Below are 17,716 nucleotides of genomic sequence, written 5' to 3'. Positions count from 1 at the left end.
TCCTAAAAGGTATGAATTCCTTGCAATGAATATTCCACCAGAGGTGATTTCCATGCAGTCCTTAATCGAAAAGTACCGAACGATCCTTGTGATCTTCGCGATTTGTGCCGTTTTCCTGATTGGGTATATATTGAAAAATGCTTCACAACCTCATGTTGAAAAACCTTCCTTTACTGCAGCAGCAGAAGTGAAAGTACCTGAAAAGCCAGAAAAGCCAGAAAAGCCAGAAACGCCTGAAATAGAGAAGAGTCGTGAAACAGTGTATGTGGACGTTAAGGGAGAGGTGGTGAAGCCCGGTCTTTATGAAGTGAAGCAGGGGGACAGGCTTAAGTTCGTCATAGACAGGGCCGGGGGATTCACAAAGGATGCAGACAAAAAATTGATGAATCTTGCCGTGAAAGTTACGGACGAAATGATGATCTATGTCCCAAAAATCGGTGAAATGGAAACATCGCCGCAGTCGCTTTCTGCCCCTGTTTCTCAAGGGACAGAATCAGGCGAGGATAAACTTAATATCAATACAGCCTCACAAGCCGAATTCGAAACCCTTCCCGGAATAGGACCATCGAAAGCCGCCACCTTCATCCAATACCGTGAAGAACATGGTCCGTTCAACTCTATTGAAGAAATAACAAACATTTCAGGAATTGGAGAAAAAACGTTCGAGAAATTAAAAGAACATATTTTTGTCCAATGATTGACGGAGGCAGGAAGACTTTATACACTTAAACAAGCATTAAAATAAAGAGCAGAACAAAGGAAGGGAGAATGGTGATGGAAAGAATCGCATGGCATCAATATTTCATGGCTCAGAGTCAACTGCTGGCCCTCCGCAGCACGTGTACGAGACTGGCGGTGGGAGCAACCATCGTCCGGGATAAGCGGATCATAGCAGGAGGTTATAACGGCTCCATAGCCGGTGGAGATCATTGTATAGATGAAGGGTGCTATGTCATTGATAATCACTGTGTGAGGACCATCCACGCAGAAATGAATGCACTCCTGCAATGTTCTAAGTTCGGGGTCGGGACGGAGGATGCGGACATATATGTCACGCACTTTCCTTGCCTTCAATGCTGCAAGGCGCTCATCCAGGCAGGCATCAAAACGGTTTACTATGCAAAAGATTATAAAAATCATCCTTACGCCATCGAGCTGTTCGAGAAGGCAGGCGTCCATGTGGAAAAAGTACCTTTCCAGGAAAGCAGTATCGATGTAAAACACAAGGAAAAGGCAACACTCATGATCCAGTTGATAGAAGATCTGCGGCAGCAGGGACTTCCGGAGGAGAAGATTCGTCATTATGAGCAAGAATACATAAAGCTTTTTAATGAGTAGGGGCCTATGCGTTTATTTGGCGTTGTCGGTTCTATCAGGGACTTTGCTGGCACTTCAATTCCTTTGGGGTGCTGTCGTCCTTGTTCTCCTCTTCCTTTCCCTTTTCCTCAGAAAAATGCCCCGACCCATCCTTTTCGTTTCATTCCTCCTGGTGACCGTTTCCTTCTTTCACTCCTTTTTACATGAGGAAAACCAGAAATCAAATTTCCCCCCTCAGTCTGAACCGTCCAACCATCAAGTATTTATAGATGATATCCCCACCATTGACGGAAGCACCTTTGTTTCATTTGCAAAAGTAGAAAATGAGAAAATCCTGATTCGTTATTATTTTGATACCGAAGAGGAAAAAAGGCGGTTTGCAGAAGTGAGTCCCGGATTTGTTTGCAAAGTAAAAGGACAGCTGGCAGAACCTCAACACGGTAAAAATCCAAATTCCTTCGATTATAAAGACTATCTGTCCCATCAAGGGGTGTATTGGATCCTTGAAGTACAGGGATTCGAGGGATGTGTGGATCGAAGTACCTGGAAAAATGGCCTTACACAGCTTAGATTTCAGGGGTTGAAAAGAATTGAACGGGAGTTTCCCCCTTCAACGGTTGGTATCACTCAGGCATTACTGTTCGGTGAGACAGGGATGATTACAGAGGATACCATGAAGGCATTCAGGGAGCTCGGTGTCGTTCATCTCCTTGCCATTTCAGGTCTTCATGTGGGACTCTTGTTTGCGATACTTCATTCCCTTTTATTAAGGGTTGGCCTGACAAGGGAAGCAGCATCCTTGTCAGGCATTCTATTTCTTCTATGTTATATCGTATTGACCGGTGGCTCTCCCTCTGTTGTACGGGCATCCTTCATGCTGATCATCCTCATCATCGGCAAACAAACCTCCAGGAATATCAGTGCAATCGATAGCCTGGCCACAGTATTCCTCCTCATTGTCTTATACGAACCTTTCTCGGTATTCAATGTGGGCTTTCAGCTTTCATTCGCCGTCAGTTTTTCACTTGTGCTTTCTTCCAGGACCATTTTACAGAGTTCTTCTTCCTTCAAACAAATGGTCACCGTCACAATGGTGGCCCAATTGTCTTCACTTCCCTTCGTGATTTATCATTTCTATGAGTTCTCTCTGATCGGTTTTTTGACGAATCTCTTTTACGTCCCGCTTTTTTCCATCATCATCCTTCCGATGGCCATCCTCATCTATCTCTTCATTTCAGTAGTATCGGCCGGATGGGCCATGTTCCCTTATCACATTCTGCTGGAAGGAATTCAATGGTTATCCTCTGCCGTTGCTTCTTTACCATTTAGCACCTTGGTGATGGGGAGGCCGAATGTTCTTCTTCTCCTGGGGTATCTCATACTGATTTATTTCGTATTCGTTGGGATGGAGAAGGGAAAATACCTTTCCGTCGGTCTGCTTTTTCTTTTTACCTTCCTACACCTCGTCTTGAACAACTACCATCCTTATGGAGAAATTGTCTTCATTGATGTGGGTCAGGGGGATGCAACCCTGATCGATCTGCCATACAATCACGGCACCTATTTAATTGATGCAGGAGGGGAAATCCCGTTCCCGAAAGAAGAATGGGAGGAGAAAAAGAACCGTTTTTCGGTAGGGGAGGACATTTTGGTGCCTTTTTTAAAAAGTAAAGGAATTACGACCGTTGATGCATTGATTTTAACTCATGGAGATCTTGATCATATAGGCGGATCGGAAGCAGTATTAAACGAAATGAAAGTAGGAGAACTATTGATCAGTCCCGGCAGCGGGGAGAAGGTGGAGGTGGACCGGATTGTTAAGATGGCGCAGGAAAAAAGGATTCCTGTCAAAGAAGTGATGTATCGGGATAACTGGCGTGGAGACCGTGATGGGCTGCATATCGTATCCCCCCTTGATAAAGAGTATGAAGGGAATAATGACTCCATTGTTCTATACGGTGAAATCGGATCAAAGAAATGGTTGTTTACAGGGGATCTGGAGAAGGAAGGGGAAAGAGCGTTCGTTACAACATTCGATCTTCCTGTGGATGTGTTGAAAGTCGGTCATCATGGCAGCAATACAAGTACATCGGAAGCGTTCCTCGATGAAACGGAGCCGCGTGTGGCGGTGATTTCTGCGGGAGAAACCAATCGCTTCGGGCATCCTCACCCTGAAGTGGTGGAGCGATTAAAGGAAAGGGGACTGACAATTTACAATACGGCTGTGAACGGGGCGATCACCTATCGTTTTTGGGATAAAAAAGGAACGTTTTCAGCCCACCTGCCATAGGATGTAGAACAAAACAAATTAAGCGCTAATGAAAAAGGGGCAGACCTATTGCAAAGAATCAGGGCATTCAAACCATCTTTATGATACCGAAAGTACCATATATGGAAGTTGAAGTAACCGTTTTCTTTACAGGCCTGCCTCCTATTTTTCATTAAGATCCGATTAATTTGATCGCTGTTGCAATAATGAACATTAATGCAAAGAATCCAAAAGAAACACCGAATGCTACACCTGAATCTACTGCATCATTTCTTTTTGATTGTACATTCTTTTCAAATTGGTTCACAATTACCCCTCCTATTTCTATTCTAGTATAGAACAACGCTACTGAAAAATCTATACTTCCCTTTACTTTTTCCTTTACTGACAAGAGTTGTCACCCATAAGTTCATGGGTGTGTGGTGACACTAATCAATACAAAGGAAATACCGTTGACGGATCAGGTTCCTAGGTCTTATCCGTCAACGTTAATATAGATATAGGGGGTGTCCTATAAGAGGGATGTCCCCTTTACCCCTTGCCAAAACCAGAAAGCTTTTTTACCATAGAGTAGAGAAAAGACTTAATGGAGAGTGCTGACTTGGTTATCGATACATGGAAAAAAATAGAGAAATCTCAATTTGCCGCTGTATATTTAGTTTACGGAAATGAGTCATTTATTATTAATGAAACGAAACAAAGAATTGTCTCAAGGGCCATTTCAGAAGAAGAAATGGATTTTAATTTTTCAAGCTATGATCTCGAGGAAACACCGATAGAAGTAGCGATAGAAGACGCGGAAACCTTTCCGTTCATGGGAGAAAGAAGAGTCGTCGTTATCCAAAATCCCGTTTTTTTGACTGCTGAAAAAACAAAAGAAAAAGTAGAGCATAACATCAAGCGTTTTGAACAATACATACAATCACCTGCACCGTACACCATCCTTGTCATCACGGCGAATTATGAAAAGCTGGACGAGCGTAAAAAGATTACCAAGTCCTTAAAAAAGAGTGCTGAGGTGGTCGAAGCCAAAAAGTTGAATGAGCATGAATTAAAATCCTGGGTAAGGGAACGTGCTGCCGGTAATAGTGTACAGATCGACGAAGATGCAGTTGAATTACTGCTGACATTAGCAGGCACCAATCTGATGATGCTCACTCAGGAATTGGATAAGCTTTCTTTGTATGCAAGTGATACGAACCGGATCGATGTGGAGGTTGTTGAGCGGTTAACGGCCAGATCGTTGGAACAAAACATTTTCACGTTAGTGGACAAAGTCGTGCACAGAAGGATCGATGAGGCTTTGAGGATCTATTACGATCTGCTCAAACAAAATGAGGAACCACTCAAAATCCTGGCGATCCTCGCAGGCCAGTTCCGCCTCATTTATGGCACAAAGGAGCTTTCACGCAGAGGCTACGGCCAACAAAAGATTGCTTCGACCTTGAAAGTGCATCCGTTCAGGGTAAAACTTGCAGCCGGGCAGGCGAAGCATTTTAATGATAAGCAGCTGGCCCATATCATCGATACCCTTTCACAAGGAGATTATGAAATCAAATCAGGAAAGATCAAGAAAGAACTGATGATTGAAATGTTCCTGTTTAAACTTCATGATCAAAGTTTTACATAAAAAAACCACCGGACCAATTGGTTCGGTGGTTTTTTTCAATTAGTTCGCTTTTTTCATTAGGCGAGACTTTTGACGATCTGCAGCGTTTTTGTGGATAAGACCTTTTTGAGCTGCTTTGTCTAATTGACGTACCGCTTCAGTTACTAGATCTTTCGCATTATCAGCGCTGTTAGTCGCTGCTGCTTCTGCTTTCTTGATAGCAGTACGCATAGTAGATTTTACTGCAGCGTTTTGAGCGTTACGCTCGTTGCTTGTTTTTACGCGTTTGATAGCTGATTTGATATTTGGCATTCCTGTCACCTCCTATAAAAGGATCGAGATTCTATGTGACTCGATTTAAATTCCTAAACAATAAGAACAAATGATATTTTATCAAACGGACAGTGATATTGCAATACTATGGAACGAAATTAAACAAGTGAATGAACACATACCAAAAAGGTAAACATAAAAAAATACTGGATAATATCCCAAGCCTGGAGGTAGAGTCACAATGAAAAAAGAAGAAATCGATCTTAGTAAATATTCCATTCGTACTGATCTTGCCGTGGAAGCAAAAGAAATGGTGGATGCAAATAAAGCGGAAAATACGTCTTCCATTCAAGGTGTGATGTTTAAAGAAAGAGAAGAAGACGGAGTGAAGGTTTCCCTGGTCACGGTGACACCTGAAGGGGAAGAAAAAATCGGCAAGAAACCGGGAAACTATTTAACCATAGAGGCTCATGGTATACGTGAAGAAAATACAGAGCTGCAGCAGAGGGTTGAAAAGGTATTCGCCAATGAACTTAGCCAATTCTTGATTAATAACAAAATCAGCAAAAATGCAAGCTGCTTAATCGTGGGTCTCGGAAACTGGAATGTGACTCCTGATTCCCTCGGACCAAGGGTATGTGAAGATGTCATTGTGACGAGGCACTTATTTGAACTTCAGCCTGAATCGGTGGAAGAAGGGTATCGGCCGGTCAGTGCCCTCGTTCCGGGTGTCATGGGACTGACAGGGATTGAAACGAGCGATATCATTTTCGGAGTGGTGGAGAAATCCAAACCCGACTTTATCATCGCCATCGACGCCCTGGCTTCCCGGTCGATTGAACGCGTCAATGCGACAATCCAAATATCGGATACCGGAATCCATCCGGGGTCTGGAGTGGGGAATAAACGAAAAGGGCTGGATCAAGAAACACTGGGTGTCCCGGTCATTGCCATCGGTGTTCCGACTGTGCTCGATGCTGTGACAATCGTCAGCGATACAGTCGATTTCCTCTTGAAACATTTTGGAAAAGAAATGAGAGAAGGCGACCGTCCATCAAGATCGCTTGCGCCGGCAGGATTAAGCTTCGGTGAGAGAAGGAAATTGACAGAGGAAGATCTCCCGGAAGAACAGCATCGCCAAACATTCATGGGGATCGTCGGGACTCTTGAAGATCAGGAGAAACGAAAACTGATTCATGAAGTCCTGTCTCCCCTCGGCCATAACCTGATGGTCACACCGAAAGAAGTGGATGTGTTCATGGAGGACATGTCGAACCTCATCGCAAGCGGACTCAATGCGGCGCTCCATGATGCGGTGAATCAGGAGAATACGGGGTATCAGACAAGATAAATGGAGTTGGATGATTACGCCTCGAGGGTGAGTGTGGACCTCGAGGCGTTTTTAGTATGGGGAAAAGTTGTCCCTTTCTCATCAAAATCCATCCGAAAGCAACTTCCCATCACGAAAAATACTAGACTCCACCGTTTAACTTTCGACCAATCATCTCATAATGACTACTACATACAGTTCTACTATCTCTATCATTGTCATAGGTTGTACTAGAGTAGAGAAAAGAAAGGGTGGGAGAATGAGATCGTACAAAGACTCTAATTATGTCATTGCCATTCAAATGTCTACGATATTGAAAGGGACGCTGATCTTCATTGCAGGATTGCTCTCTGTTTTTTCGATGGTCGGCATCCTCACTTCCTTCAACCCTGAATATAGAATAACGTCGAATTCGTTGAATCAAGCGGCTTCCAGTGTGAAGGGTGAAACATTATATAAACTATTGGCTCTGGAAAACAGGTCCTTTAATCAAATATTGACAGAAGAGGAGCAGGCCCTCCCAAGCTTCTCATCCATATTATTTCAGGTGGCGACCAACGTAAGTTTCGAAGATCCCCGGAGCTTTCTCGGTCGTGAACTGCCGGGTTTTTCGATTTTCGATGGGGATATCCTGGTGGCAGGGGAAGGGACGGACTTCACGAATATGCCGATTGAATCGGTCCCCCCACCCGAAGCCCTGGAATCTGAAAATGAAGCGCAACTCAAAAATGTCGGTGATCTGAAAGAAACCAATCAAAAAGGCGGGGACGTAGCGCCGCCATTATCCACAGGAAATAAAAAGACGGTCCTTCTTTACTTCACCCATACGAGGGAATCCTACCTTCCTTATCTGGAGGGAGTGACGAACCCGGATTCCGCCATGCATTCCAAAATCAATGTCACCAAGGTGGGTGAAATGGTGAAGACGGGATTGGAGGACGAGGGGATTGGGACAAGCATCGATAAGACCGATGTCATCCAAAACTTAAACCATAAGGGACTTGACTACTGGGCAGCTTATCAGGAGTCAAGGCCGCTGGTGCAGGCAGCCATGACCAGCAATAAAGATTTGTTGTATATGGTGGATATTCACCGGGATTCACAGAGAAGAGACATGACGACCGTGACGATAGGCGGGAAATCCTACGCGAAGCTTGCATTTGTTGTAGGGGAAGAGCATCCGAACTATGAACAGAACCTGAAACTGGCAACCGAACTTCATAAGCGATTGGAATCAAAATATAAAGGGATTTCACGTGGAGTCATAGCGAAAAAGGGCAGTGGCACAAACGGTAAATTCAATCAGGATCTTTCTGGAAACGCCATGCTCCTTGAATTCGGAGGGGTGGATAATACATTTGAGGAACTGGAGAGGACAGCAGACGCTTTCGCTGATGTATTTGCTGACTATTATTGGCAGGCAGAAAAGGTGGATGGTTCCCTCAAGACCCCTGCTGTAAGACAGTAATGAAAAGGATGGATGAACATGACGAAATTCTTTTTTAAATGTGCATTTCTCATAACGGCATTATTTATCGGAGTCCTGATCGGGATGCAATATGCCAATCAAGGAATCGTGGATATGAAGGGACATGAACAGCAGAACTTCACCTCTCCTGTTGACGTCAACCAGAATGTGGAGGGAAATGTCGAGGCATCGTTCCTCGGGAATGAGGTAGATTCCAAAACCCTGACTGAAAAGAAAGAGAAGCTAGAAGAAATGAAGGCCTTTAATGTATTTTCTTCCATCGGAAAAGTAATAGCGGATACCATTGAAAGCATCACCAATAAAATAGTGGACGTCATTGCTTCGCTCATTTAAACGTATAGAGGCTGAGACAGAAGTATTTAGTTAAAAAAATCCGAACGATCATTCGATATTCATTTTTCTAAATTCGAAGTCGTTCGGAATTATCATTTACCTTTTGATGTAGTGAGTAGTGGTTTTTTTCGATACAGGTGCTCGCTTTTCGCGAGATGGCGGAAAGCCTATTGGATACATAAACTTTATTAAGTCAGTTGCTGTGATCGAACATTCGATAACTATAGCCTTAGTAGGAATAGAATAACCATGGTGAGGAAATGATGTTTGTTAAAGTAAAATAGCAAAGAAGCATACTGCTTAAATGCTTCCATTTTGGTGGCAGGTTTTTAAGCGGAGAAATTCCGGCTAAGGCAGCTGGAGGAGAGCTAAAACGCTGATATAAGCGGAGAAATTCCGCTTAACTCCTCAATATTAAATAATATTCAACGGATATTGTTCAATAAGCGGAAAAACTCCGGCTATTATTGATGAAATAGTCGTATTTTCCAATTTAAACGGAATTTTTCCGCTTATTTTCAAACGCAAGGGAAACGGCTTTCCTTATTCAACACAAAAACGGCTCGAAGCATAATGGCTACGAGCTTTTTTACGTGTTCATTTCACTGCTAATTCAAATTGTGCACTTTAAAACCGAATTCGTTAGGTGAAATTTGCCTTTTTAATTTTGCCAAAGCATATACACTGTATAAAACAGGATCTAGCTTTTGATTGGAGTGCAAGACGTAGACACCTACGGGAAAAGCGGAATAGGTAAGACCCCGCAGGAGCGTCAGCGACGAGGAGGCTTGCCTTCCGCCCGAGGAAAGCGAAGTCTTGCACGGAAATCAAAAGCGGTGTAACAAGTGATCCCCACTTATTTTTTGATTGTTCGCCTTTAGAGGAAATAGATTTAGATATATTTCAACCTCTTGTAAATACAAGGAAATCGGTCAATTCCCAACAGGCCTTTTAGTTTACATTGAATAATGTATAGTCTACTGCTATAATTCAAAATAGTGTACATGTGTGGAAATAACAGGAGTTGAACGAATAATGAACCGTGAAGAGAAATTAGAGAGACAATCGAGAATTAGAAACTTTTCCATTATAGCTCATATCGACCATGGGAAATCTACCCTTGCCGATCGTATATTAGAAAAGACGAAAGCATTGACGGCACGTGAAATGAAGGCCCAATTGCTGGATTCCATGGACCTTGAGAGAGAGCGTGGAATCACTATCAAATTAAACTCTGTGCAATTAAAGTATCAGGCAAAGGATGGGGAAGAATATATTTTCCATCTGATTGATACACCGGGGCACGTAGACTTTACATACGAAGTATCCCGTAGTTTAGCGGCTTGTGAGGGAGCTGTCCTTGTAGTGGACGCCGCTCAGGGGATTGAAGCCCAGACGCTTGCAAACGTGTATCTTGCCTTGGATAATAACTTGGAAATCCTGCCCGTCATCAACAAAATCGACCTTCCGGCAGCCGATCCCGAGAGAGTTCGTCAGGAAGTGGAAGACGTCATTGGTCTGGATGCATCCGAAGCGGTCCTTGCATCAGCCAAAGCCGGAATCGGGATTGAAGAGATCCTCGAGCAGGTTGTGGAAAAGGTGCCTGCTCCAGAAGGGGATCCAGATGCACCATTGAAAGCCCTTATCTTTGACTCTTTATATGACGCCTACAGGGGAGTCGTTGCCTACATCCGTGTGATGGATGGAAGCGTCAAGGTAGGGGATAAGGTCCGCATGATGGCGACAGGGAAAGAGTTTGAAGTGACTGAGATCGGTGTTTTCACTCCGAAAGCCACGGGTCAGAAGGAATTGACGGTCGGGGATGTTGGATATTTGACTGCAGCAATCAAGAACGTCGGGGACACCCGTGTAGGGGATACGATCACACTTGCCGATCAACCTGCACAGGAAGCATTGCCTGGTTATCGACGAATGAACCCGATGGTTTACTGCGGTCTATATCCGATTGATTCAAATCGTTATAACGATTTGAGAGAAGCGCTTGAAAAGCTTGAATTAAATGACTCTGCCCTTCAATTCGAGCCTGAAACTTCACAGGCATTAGGGTTTGGATTCCGTTGTGGATTCCTCGGTCTTCTTCATATGGAGATCATTCAGGAACGGATCGAACGGGAATTCAAGATCGACCTGATCACGACTGCGCCTAGCGTAATCTATCATGTGAAATTGACGGACGGTGAAGAAGTGAAGGTGGATAACCCATCCATGATGCCGGATCCACAAAAGGTCGATCATGTTGAAGAACCTTATGTTAAAGCAACGATCATGGTTCCGAACGATTATGTAGGTGCCGTCATGGAGCTTTGTCAAGGAAAACGCGGAAACTTCATCGATATGCAGTATATGGATGATACCCGGGTGAACATCGTCTATGAAATCCCGCTAGCTGAAATTGTATATGACTTCTTCGACCAGTTGAAATCGAATACGAAAGGGTATGCTTCATTTGATTATGAGCTCATCGGATACAAGGAATCCAAGCTTGTGAAAATGGATATCCTGCTGAACGCTGAAAATGTCGATGCCCTGAGCTTTATCGTTCACCGTGACTTTGCTTATGAACGCGGGAAGCTGATTGTTGAGAAATTGAAGGAATTAATCCCGAGACAACAATTCGAAGTACCCGTACAGGCAGCGATCGGACAGAAGATTGTAGCAAGATCGACCATTAAAGCCATCCGTAAGAACGTACTGGCAAAATGTTACGGTGGGGATATCTCCCGTAAACGTAAGCTTCTTGATAAACAAAAAGAAGGTAAAAAACGTATGAAGTCCGTTGGGAATGTTGAAGTTCCGCAGGAAGCCTTCATGGCCGTCCTGAAAATGGATGATACGGATAAAAAATAATCGTCATGCAGATAAAGGGGGAAAGTGGCTTGTTTTCAAGCACAGCTTACCCCCTTTTCTCTATGAATGCCCCCAAAGGAGGGATAATCTTGGTTAAATCAGCTTATATTCATATTCCTTTTTGTGAACATATCTGCCACTATTGTGATTTTAATAAAGTTTTCCTGGAAGGCCAGCCCGTAAATGAATACTTAATCAGCCTGGGTCAGGAAATGAAACATAGAGTCTCAGCTTCTGAGAAACTGGACACCATCTTTGTCGGAGGTGGTACGCCGACGTCATTGGATGCTGGTCAGCTCGATACGCTGTGTGAATCCATCACGACCCATTTGCCCTTTGAAAAGGGTGAATTCACCTTCGAAGCAAACCCTGGTGATCTAACACAAGATAAACTTCGTGTGCTAAAGGATCACGGTGTAAACCGGTTGAGTTTCGGGGTTCAATCCTTCAATGATGAACTGTTGAAAGGAATCGGTCGTACCCATAAAAGCGAGGATGTCTATACTTCAGTAGAAAACGCTCAAAAAGTAGGATTCTCAAACATCAGCATCGATTTGATCTATAGTCTTCCAAGGCAAACGGAAGAAGATTTTCAGGATACACTGACAAAAGCCCTTGACCTGGATCTTCCCCATTACTCAGCCTACTCGCTCATCGTAGAGCCGAAAACGGTTTTCTATAATTTGATGAGAAAAGGTAAGTTGTCACTGCCGTCACAGGATCAGGAAGCAGCCATGTACGAGATCCTGATTGAAACGATGGAGAAGTATGGGATCAATCAATATGAGATCAGTAACTTTGCCAAACCGGGATTTGAAAGCAAACACAATCTCGTTTACTGGGACAATAATGAATATTATGGTTTAGGAGCAGGTGCACACGGTTATATAAACGGAGTACGTTATTCCAACTATGGACCGCTAAAAAAATACATGGACCCGATTTCAGAAGGTTCTCTTCCGACCATCCAGGAGCATGGAGTCACCAAAGCCGAAATGATGGAAGAAGAAATGTTCCTCGGGTTGCGTAAAGTCGAAGGCGTAAGTAAAACCATATTCCAACAAAAATTCGGATCCAGCATAGAATCCGTCTTTGGCCCATCCATCGAAGAAATGGAAAAGCGCGGACTGCTCTCAGTAAATGAAGAGAGAATAGCACTTACAAAACAAGGGCGCTTTTTAGGGAATGAGGTTTTTCAATCATTCCTGGGTGTAATTTAATTGCTTCAATCTAATATATTGACATCCCTTTACTGATTTGATAATTTATTAATTAGATTTAGCACTCATCTTAGTAGAGTGCTAACAGGGGTGATGAACGTTGTTAACAGATCGACAACTTCTAATTCTTCAAGTGATCATTGATGATTTTATTCTTTCTGCCCAGCCTGTCGGTTCGAGGAGCTTATCTAAAAAAGATGAGATCTCATTCAGTTCGGCTACGATCCGAAATGAAATGGCAGATCTTGAGGATTTGGGCTTTATCGAAAAAACCCACACATCCTCAGGTCGCGTACCGTCAGAAAAAGGCTATCGATACTATGTGGATCACTTGCTTTCTCCACAGAAATTAAAGAAGAATGATGTGCATGCACTACGCTCCATCTTTACCGAGCGCATGTATGAATTGGAGAAAGTGGTTCAGAAATCGGCGAAGATCCTTTCAGAGCTGACCAATTATACAACCATTGTATTAGGGCCTGATTTAAAGGAAAACAAGTTGAAAAAAATTCAACTGATTCCCCTTAACAAAGATACGGCCATTGCCATCATTGTCACGGATAACGGACATGTTGAAAATAAGCTGTTCCATATCCCGCCCACAATGGATGCCTCCGAGCTTGAAAAGCTTGTACACATATTAAATGACCGCTTGACGGGTGTTCCGATCAGTGAGCTGAACGATAAAATCTTTAAGGAAGTCGCTCTTTTACTCAAAGAGCATATACAGAATTATGATTTTATCCTCCACTCCCTAACGGATTCCTTTAATCCAACGGTCACGGATAAGCTGTTCTTCGGAGGTAAGACCAATATCCTGAATCAGCCTGAATTCAACGATGTACAAAAGGTCCGCATGCTTCTTGAAATGATTGAACAGGAAGAGAGCATCTATAACCTGATCCGCCCATCTGCCACAGGTGTGAACATTAAGATCGGGAAAGAAAACGATCATCTTGCTATGGAGAATTGCAGTCTCATAACCGCTACTTATTCAATTGGCAAAGAACAATTAGGTTCCATTGCGATCATCGGGCCTACCCGGATGGAGTATTCCCGTGTCGTCAGTTTACTTAATTTCTTCTCAAACGATATGTCCAAGGTTCTGACGAAGCTGTATCAAAGCGGGGATTAGTGGACATATTGTATAAAGGAAAATAAGGCCCCGAAAGTGCGTCTCTACAGACGTTTCGGAGCCTTCATATGAGCGCTTTAAAGGATCACATTTTTAAGGAGGTGAATGTTATGTCTGAAGAAACGAAACAAGAGCAGCAGGAAGCGAAAGAGGAAAAAGGCGAAGCGGTGGAAGAAGTATTCGCTGAAGAACCTCAAGCGGATGAAGTGCTTGAAGAGCAGCAAGAATCAGATGAGCTTTCACAATTAGAGGAAAAGCTGAATGAGTCTGAAAATCGTTATCTTCGTTTAAGAGCGGATTTCGATAATTTCCGCCGTCGCATTAACGTGGAAAACGAATCGAAGGAAAAATATCGTGCTCAAGGACTGATTACGGAACTATTACCGGCACTGGATAATTTCGAACGTGCTTTGAATATAGAAGCTGATAATGAGCAAACGAAACAACTGCTTCAAGGAATGGAAATGGTTCACAGAAGTCTTGTAGAAGCCCTTAAGAAAGAGGGAGTGGAACCGATTGAAGCGGTAGGTCAGGAGTTTGACCCTCATATGCATCAAGCTGTGATGCAGGTGGAAGATGAAAACTACGATAGTAATATCGTTGTCGAGGAATTCCAAAAGGGATACAAACTGAAAGACAGAGTAATTCGTCCTTCTATGGTGAAGGTCAGTCAATAAACAAGACATTACATATATAAAACAGGGAGGATTCTTACTATGAGTAAAATTATCGGTATTGACTTAGGTACAACAAACTCATGTGTATCAGTACTAGAAGGCGGAGAGCCGAAGGTCATTGCAAACGCAGAAGGAAACCGCACAACTCCTTCAGTCGTAGCGTTCAAAAATGGTGAAAAGCAAGTTGGGGAAGTAGCAAAGCGCCAAGCAATCACAAACCCTAACACAATCATCTCGGTGAAACGTCACATGGGAACGGACCATAAAGTAGAAGCAGAAGGAAAAGAATATACGCCACAGGAAATCTCAGCTATGATCCTTCAACACTTGAAATCATATGCAGAGGATTATCTTGGGGAAACAGTTGAAAAAGCGGTTATCACAGTACCAGCTTATTTCAATGATGCAGAACGTCAAGCAACAAAAGACGCAGGTAAAATCGCAGGTCTTGAAGTTGAGCGTATCATTAATGAGCCGACTGCTGCAGCACTTGCTTACGGACTTGACAAAATGGATCAAGACCAGACGATCCTTGTATACGACCTTGGCGGCGGTACATTCGACGTATCCATCCTTGAACTTGGTGACGGAGTATTCGAAGTACGTTCGACTGCCGGTGACAACCGTCTTGGTGGAGACGACTTTGACCAAGTGATCATCGATTATCTTGTTGCTGAATTCAAGAAAGAGAACGGAATCGATCTTTCTAAAGATAAAATGGCTCTTCAACGTCTAAAAGACGCAGCTGAGAAAGCGAAGAAAGATCTTTCAGGAGTGACTTCAACTCAAATTTCACTTCCATTCATCACGGCTGGAGAAGCAGGACCTCTTCACTTGGAAGTGACTCTTTCAAGAGCGAAATTCGATGAAATCTCTTCTGACCTTGTAGAACGTACAATGGGACCAACTCGTCAAGCAATGAAAGATGCTGGTCTTTCTGCAAGCGAAATCGATAAAATCATCCTTGTTGGTGGATCAACTCGTATCCCTGCCGTTCAGGAAGCGATTAGAAAAGAAACTGGTAAAGAGCCATCTAAAGGTGTTAACCCTGACGAAGTTGTAGCAATGGGTGCAGCGATCCAAGGTGGAGTTCTGACTGGAGATGTAAAAGACGTTGTATTACTTGACGTTACACCACTTTCACTTGGTATTGAAACAATGGGTGGCGTATCCACGAAGCTGATCGAGCGTAACACAACGATCCCGACGTCTAAATCTCAAACATTCTCAACTGCTGCAGATAACCAAACAGCTGTTGACATTCACGTATTACAAGGTGAACGCCCAATGGCTGCCGATAACAAAACGCTTGGACGTTTCCAATTAGCGGACATTCCACCGGCACCACGTGGTGTACCACAAATCGAAGTGAAGTTCGATATCGATAAGAACGGTATTGTGAATGTTAGTGCGAAAGATCTTGGAACAGGTAAAGAGCAAAACATCACAATCAAGTCTTCTACAGGCCTTTCAGATGATGAAGTAGAACGCATGGTGAAAGAAGCCGAAGAAAATGCCGAAGCAGATAAGAAACGTAAAGAGGAAGTTGAACTTCGCAACGAAGCCGACCAACTTGTTTTCCAAACGGAAAAAACGTTAAAAGATCTTGAAGGCAAAGTAGAAGAAGATGAAGTGAAAAAAGCGGAAGATGCGAAAGCTGAACTGAAAGAAGCGATCGAGAAAGATGATCTTGATCTTATCCGCGAAAAGAAAGACGCATTGCAGGAAATCGTTCAAAGCTTAACGATGAAGCTTTATGAGCAGGCTCAAGCGGAAGCTCAGGCAGCTCAAGGCGCTGAAGGCGAAGCTTCGAAAGATGACGATGTGGTCGACGCTGAATATGAAGAAGTAAATGACGACAAGAAATAATCAGGTGTAAACGAACGAAAAAGTCAAAGTCAGGGCGGTTCTTGGCTTTGACTTTTTCTATGATTGAAGGAAACCTTCAATCAACAGACACAAACTAAAGTAGGAATGTTGAGTTTTTATTGATAATAGTCGAAGCTCAATGTTAAAATAACCTTTATGCAAAGGATTCGGGAGTGGTGTTTTAATGAGTAAACGGGACTATTATGAGGTTCTTGGGGTAGGAAAAGACGCCTCAAAAGACGAAATGAAGAAAGCATACCGCAAGCTCTCCAAAAAATATCATCCGGATATTAATAAAGAAGCGGATGCGGATGAAAAGTTCAAAGAAATATCTGAAGCGTATGAAGTGTTGAGTGATGATCAGAAGCGCGCTCAGTATGATCGTTTCGGACACACGGACCCTAACCAGGGATTCGGCGGCGGCGCAGACTTTGGCGGCGGCGGTTTCGGCGGTTTCGAGGATATTTTCAATACATTCTTCGGTGGAGGCGGCGGTGGCCGCAGAAGAGATCCAAATGCTCCCCGTCAAGGAGCGGATCTTCAATACACGATGTCTCTGACATTTGAAGAAGCGGTATTCGGGAAAGAAACCGAAATTGAAATTCCGAGAGAAGAAGAGTGTGATACATGCCATGGTTCGGGAGCGAAGCCCGGGACAAAGGTCAATACATGTTCTCACTGTAATGGATCCGGTCAATTGAATGTCGAGCAGAATACACCATTCGGCCGCATTGTGAACAGAAGGGTTTGTCACTACTGTAACGGTACAGGTAAGCAAATCAAGGAAAAATGTTCAACGTGTGGCGGTGCGGGTAAAGTACAGAAACGTCGTAAGATAGCGGTCAAAATTCCTGCTGGTATCGATGATGGTCAGCAACTCCGGGTGACAGGTCAAGGGGAACCGGGTATCAATGGCGGCCCTGCAGGTGACCTGTATGTGGTTTTCCACGTCCGTTCACATGATTTCTTCGAACGTAACGGAGATGACATTTACTGCGAAATGCCTGTAACGTTCGCACAGGCAGCATTGGGTGATGAAATTGAGGTACCGACCCTACACGGTAAAGTAAAGCTGAAAGTCCCTGCAGGAACTCAGACGAGTACGAGATTCCGTTTGAAAGGCAAGGGGGTTCCGAATGTCCGTGGTTACGGCACTGGGGATCAGCATGTACAGGTGAAAGTGGTCACGCCTTCCAAATTGACGGATAAGCAGAAACAATTATTGAGAGAATTTGCAGACATCAGCGGTCAAATCCCTGATGAACAGCATGAAAGCTTCTTTGATAAAGTAAAAAAGGCCTTTAAAGGCGAATAACTAAAGAGCGGA

Annotated in this window: 15 protein-coding genes; 13 read left to right on the top strand and 2 right to left on the bottom strand. The window is 43.6% G+C overall.

Features of this window, described 5'->3' with window-relative positions; genetic code table 11:
* The first annotated feature begins 25 nt into the window (after positions 1-25).
* From P8596_RS16155 to P8596_RS16145, 3 genes are all read left to right on the top strand, one after another.
* Entirely contained in the window at positions 26-697 is a 672-nt protein-coding gene (locus tag P8596_RS16155; protein ID WP_279724342.1) for a helix-hairpin-helix domain-containing protein, read from the top strand.
* 77 nt (positions 698-774) lie between these two features.
* Entirely contained in the window at positions 775-1,338 is a 564-nt protein-coding gene (locus P8596_RS16150) for a ComE operon protein 2 (protein WP_224519481.1), read from the top strand.
* Positions 1,339-1,354: 16 nt separating this feature from the next.
* On the top strand, positions 1,355-3,607 hold the full coding sequence (locus tag P8596_RS16145; protein ID WP_279724341.1) for a DNA internalization-related competence protein ComEC/Rec2: 2,253 nt from the start codon (positions 1,355-1,357) through the stop codon (positions 3,605-3,607).
* Between the two features lie 151 nt (positions 3,608-3,758).
* Here P8596_RS16145 and P8596_RS16140 read toward each other — a convergent pair whose 3' ends face one another.
* Positions 3,759-3,893: a YqzM family protein gene (locus tag P8596_RS16140; RefSeq protein ID WP_034757445.1), complete on the bottom strand. Its 135-nt coding sequence runs from the start codon at positions 3,891-3,893 to the stop codon at positions 3,759-3,761.
* Positions 3,894-4,187: 294 nt separating this feature from the next.
* Here P8596_RS16140 and holA point away from each other — a divergent pair, with 294 nt between their 5' ends.
* Positions 4,188-5,216 carry a DNA polymerase III subunit delta gene (gene holA, locus P8596_RS16135; protein WP_034760533.1) on the top strand — a complete coding sequence of 343 codons (1,029 nt, stop codon included), beginning with the start codon at positions 4,188-4,190 and terminating at the stop codon, positions 5,214-5,216.
* Positions 5,217-5,255: 39 nt separating this feature from the next.
* Here holA and rpsT read toward each other — a convergent pair whose 3' ends face one another.
* Positions 5,256-5,507 (bottom strand): 30S ribosomal protein S20, encoded by a 252-nt coding sequence (gene rpsT / locus P8596_RS16130; protein ID WP_034757447.1) that lies wholly within the window; start codon positions 5,505-5,507, stop codon positions 5,256-5,258.
* 202 nt (positions 5,508-5,709) lie between these two features.
* Here rpsT and gpr point away from each other — a divergent pair, with 202 nt between their 5' ends.
* The 9 genes from gpr (at position 5,710) to dnaJ (ending at position 17,704) form a co-directional block, all read left to right on the top strand.
* Positions 5,710-6,819 carry a GPR endopeptidase gene (gene gpr / locus P8596_RS16125; protein ID WP_224519483.1) on the top strand — a complete coding sequence of 370 codons (1,110 nt, stop codon included), beginning with the start codon at positions 5,710-5,712 and terminating at the stop codon, positions 6,817-6,819.
* Between the two features lie 238 nt (positions 6,820-7,057).
* Positions 7,058-8,266, top strand: coding sequence for a stage II sporulation protein P (spoIIP, locus tag P8596_RS16120; protein WP_279724340.1), 1,209 nt, complete (start codon positions 7,058-7,060; stop codon positions 8,264-8,266).
* An 18-nt stretch (positions 8,267-8,284) separates the two neighbouring features.
* Positions 8,285-8,620 (top strand): DUF3679 domain-containing protein, encoded by a 336-nt coding sequence (locus tag P8596_RS16115; protein WP_224519485.1) that lies wholly within the window; start codon positions 8,285-8,287, stop codon positions 8,618-8,620.
* 1,035 nt (positions 8,621-9,655) lie between these two features.
* Complete coding sequence (gene lepA, locus P8596_RS16110; RefSeq protein ID WP_034757457.1) at positions 9,656-11,488, top strand: translation elongation factor 4; 1,833 nt, start codon at positions 9,656-9,658, stop codon at positions 11,486-11,488.
* Between the two features lie 62 nt (positions 11,489-11,550).
* Positions 11,551-12,708 carry a radical SAM family heme chaperone HemW gene (gene hemW / locus P8596_RS16105; protein WP_224521049.1) on the top strand — a complete coding sequence of 386 codons (1,158 nt, stop codon included), beginning with the start codon at positions 11,551-11,553 and terminating at the stop codon, positions 12,706-12,708.
* 100 nt (positions 12,709-12,808) lie between these two features.
* Complete coding sequence (hrcA, locus tag P8596_RS16100; RefSeq protein ID WP_034757462.1) at positions 12,809-13,843, top strand: heat-inducible transcriptional repressor HrcA; 1,035 nt, start codon at positions 12,809-12,811, stop codon at positions 13,841-13,843.
* Between the two features lie 110 nt (positions 13,844-13,953).
* On the top strand, positions 13,954-14,520 hold the full coding sequence (gene grpE / locus P8596_RS16095; RefSeq protein WP_034757465.1) for a nucleotide exchange factor GrpE: 567 nt from the start codon (positions 13,954-13,956) through the stop codon (positions 14,518-14,520).
* Between the two features lie 39 nt (positions 14,521-14,559).
* On the top strand, positions 14,560-16,389 hold the full coding sequence (gene dnaK / locus P8596_RS16090) for a molecular chaperone DnaK (protein ID WP_079531748.1): 1,830 nt from the start codon (positions 14,560-14,562) through the stop codon (positions 16,387-16,389).
* 184 nt (positions 16,390-16,573) lie between these two features.
* On the top strand, positions 16,574-17,704 hold the full coding sequence (dnaJ, locus tag P8596_RS16085) for a molecular chaperone DnaJ (protein WP_034757470.1): 1,131 nt from the start codon (positions 16,574-16,576) through the stop codon (positions 17,702-17,704).
* Positions 17,705-17,716 lie beyond the last annotated feature (12 nt).

This window comes from Rossellomorea sp. DA94, from assembly GCF_029834455.1.
In the GTDB taxonomy this organism is placed as follows: Bacteria; Bacillota; Bacilli; order Bacillales; family Bacillaceae_B; genus Rossellomorea; species Rossellomorea vietnamensis.
The sequence above is the reverse complement of the archived record's forward strand: the minus strand, read 5'-3'. Positions and strand labels throughout refer to the sequence as shown.

Bases quoted from the DNA above. Each gene is read 5' to 3' on its own strand.
- hemW (WP_224521049.1), top strand. From the start codon at position 11,551: ATGAATGCCCCCAAAGGAGGGATAATCTTGGTTAAATCAGCTTATATT.
- grpE (WP_034757465.1), top strand. From the start codon at position 13,954: ATGTCTGAAGAAACGAAACAAGAGCAGCAGGAAGCGAAAGAGGAAAAA.
- P8596_RS16115 (WP_224519485.1), top strand. From the start codon at position 8,285: ATGACGAAATTCTTTTTTAAATGTGCATTTCTCATAACGGCATTATTT.
- lepA (WP_034757457.1), top strand. From the start codon at position 9,656: ATGAACCGTGAAGAGAAATTAGAGAGACAATCGAGAATTAGAAACTTT.
- gpr (WP_224519483.1), top strand. From the start codon at position 5,710: ATGAAAAAAGAAGAAATCGATCTTAGTAAATATTCCATTCGTACTGAT.
- P8596_RS16150 (WP_224519481.1), top strand. From the start codon at position 775: ATGGAAAGAATCGCATGGCATCAATATTTCATGGCTCAGAGTCAACTG.
- dnaJ (WP_034757470.1), top strand. From the start codon at position 16,574: ATGAGTAAACGGGACTATTATGAGGTTCTTGGGGTAGGAAAAGACGCC.
- rpsT (WP_034757447.1), bottom strand. From the start codon at position 5,507: ATGCCAAATATCAAATCAGCTATCAAACGCGTAAAAACAAGCAACGAG.
- P8596_RS16155 (WP_279724342.1), top strand. From the start codon at position 26: ATGAATATTCCACCAGAGGTGATTTCCATGCAGTCCTTAATCGAAAAG.
- spoIIP (WP_279724340.1), top strand. From the start codon at position 7,058: ATGAGATCGTACAAAGACTCTAATTATGTCATTGCCATTCAAATGTCT.
- dnaK (WP_079531748.1), top strand. From the start codon at position 14,560: ATGAGTAAAATTATCGGTATTGACTTAGGTACAACAAACTCATGTGTA.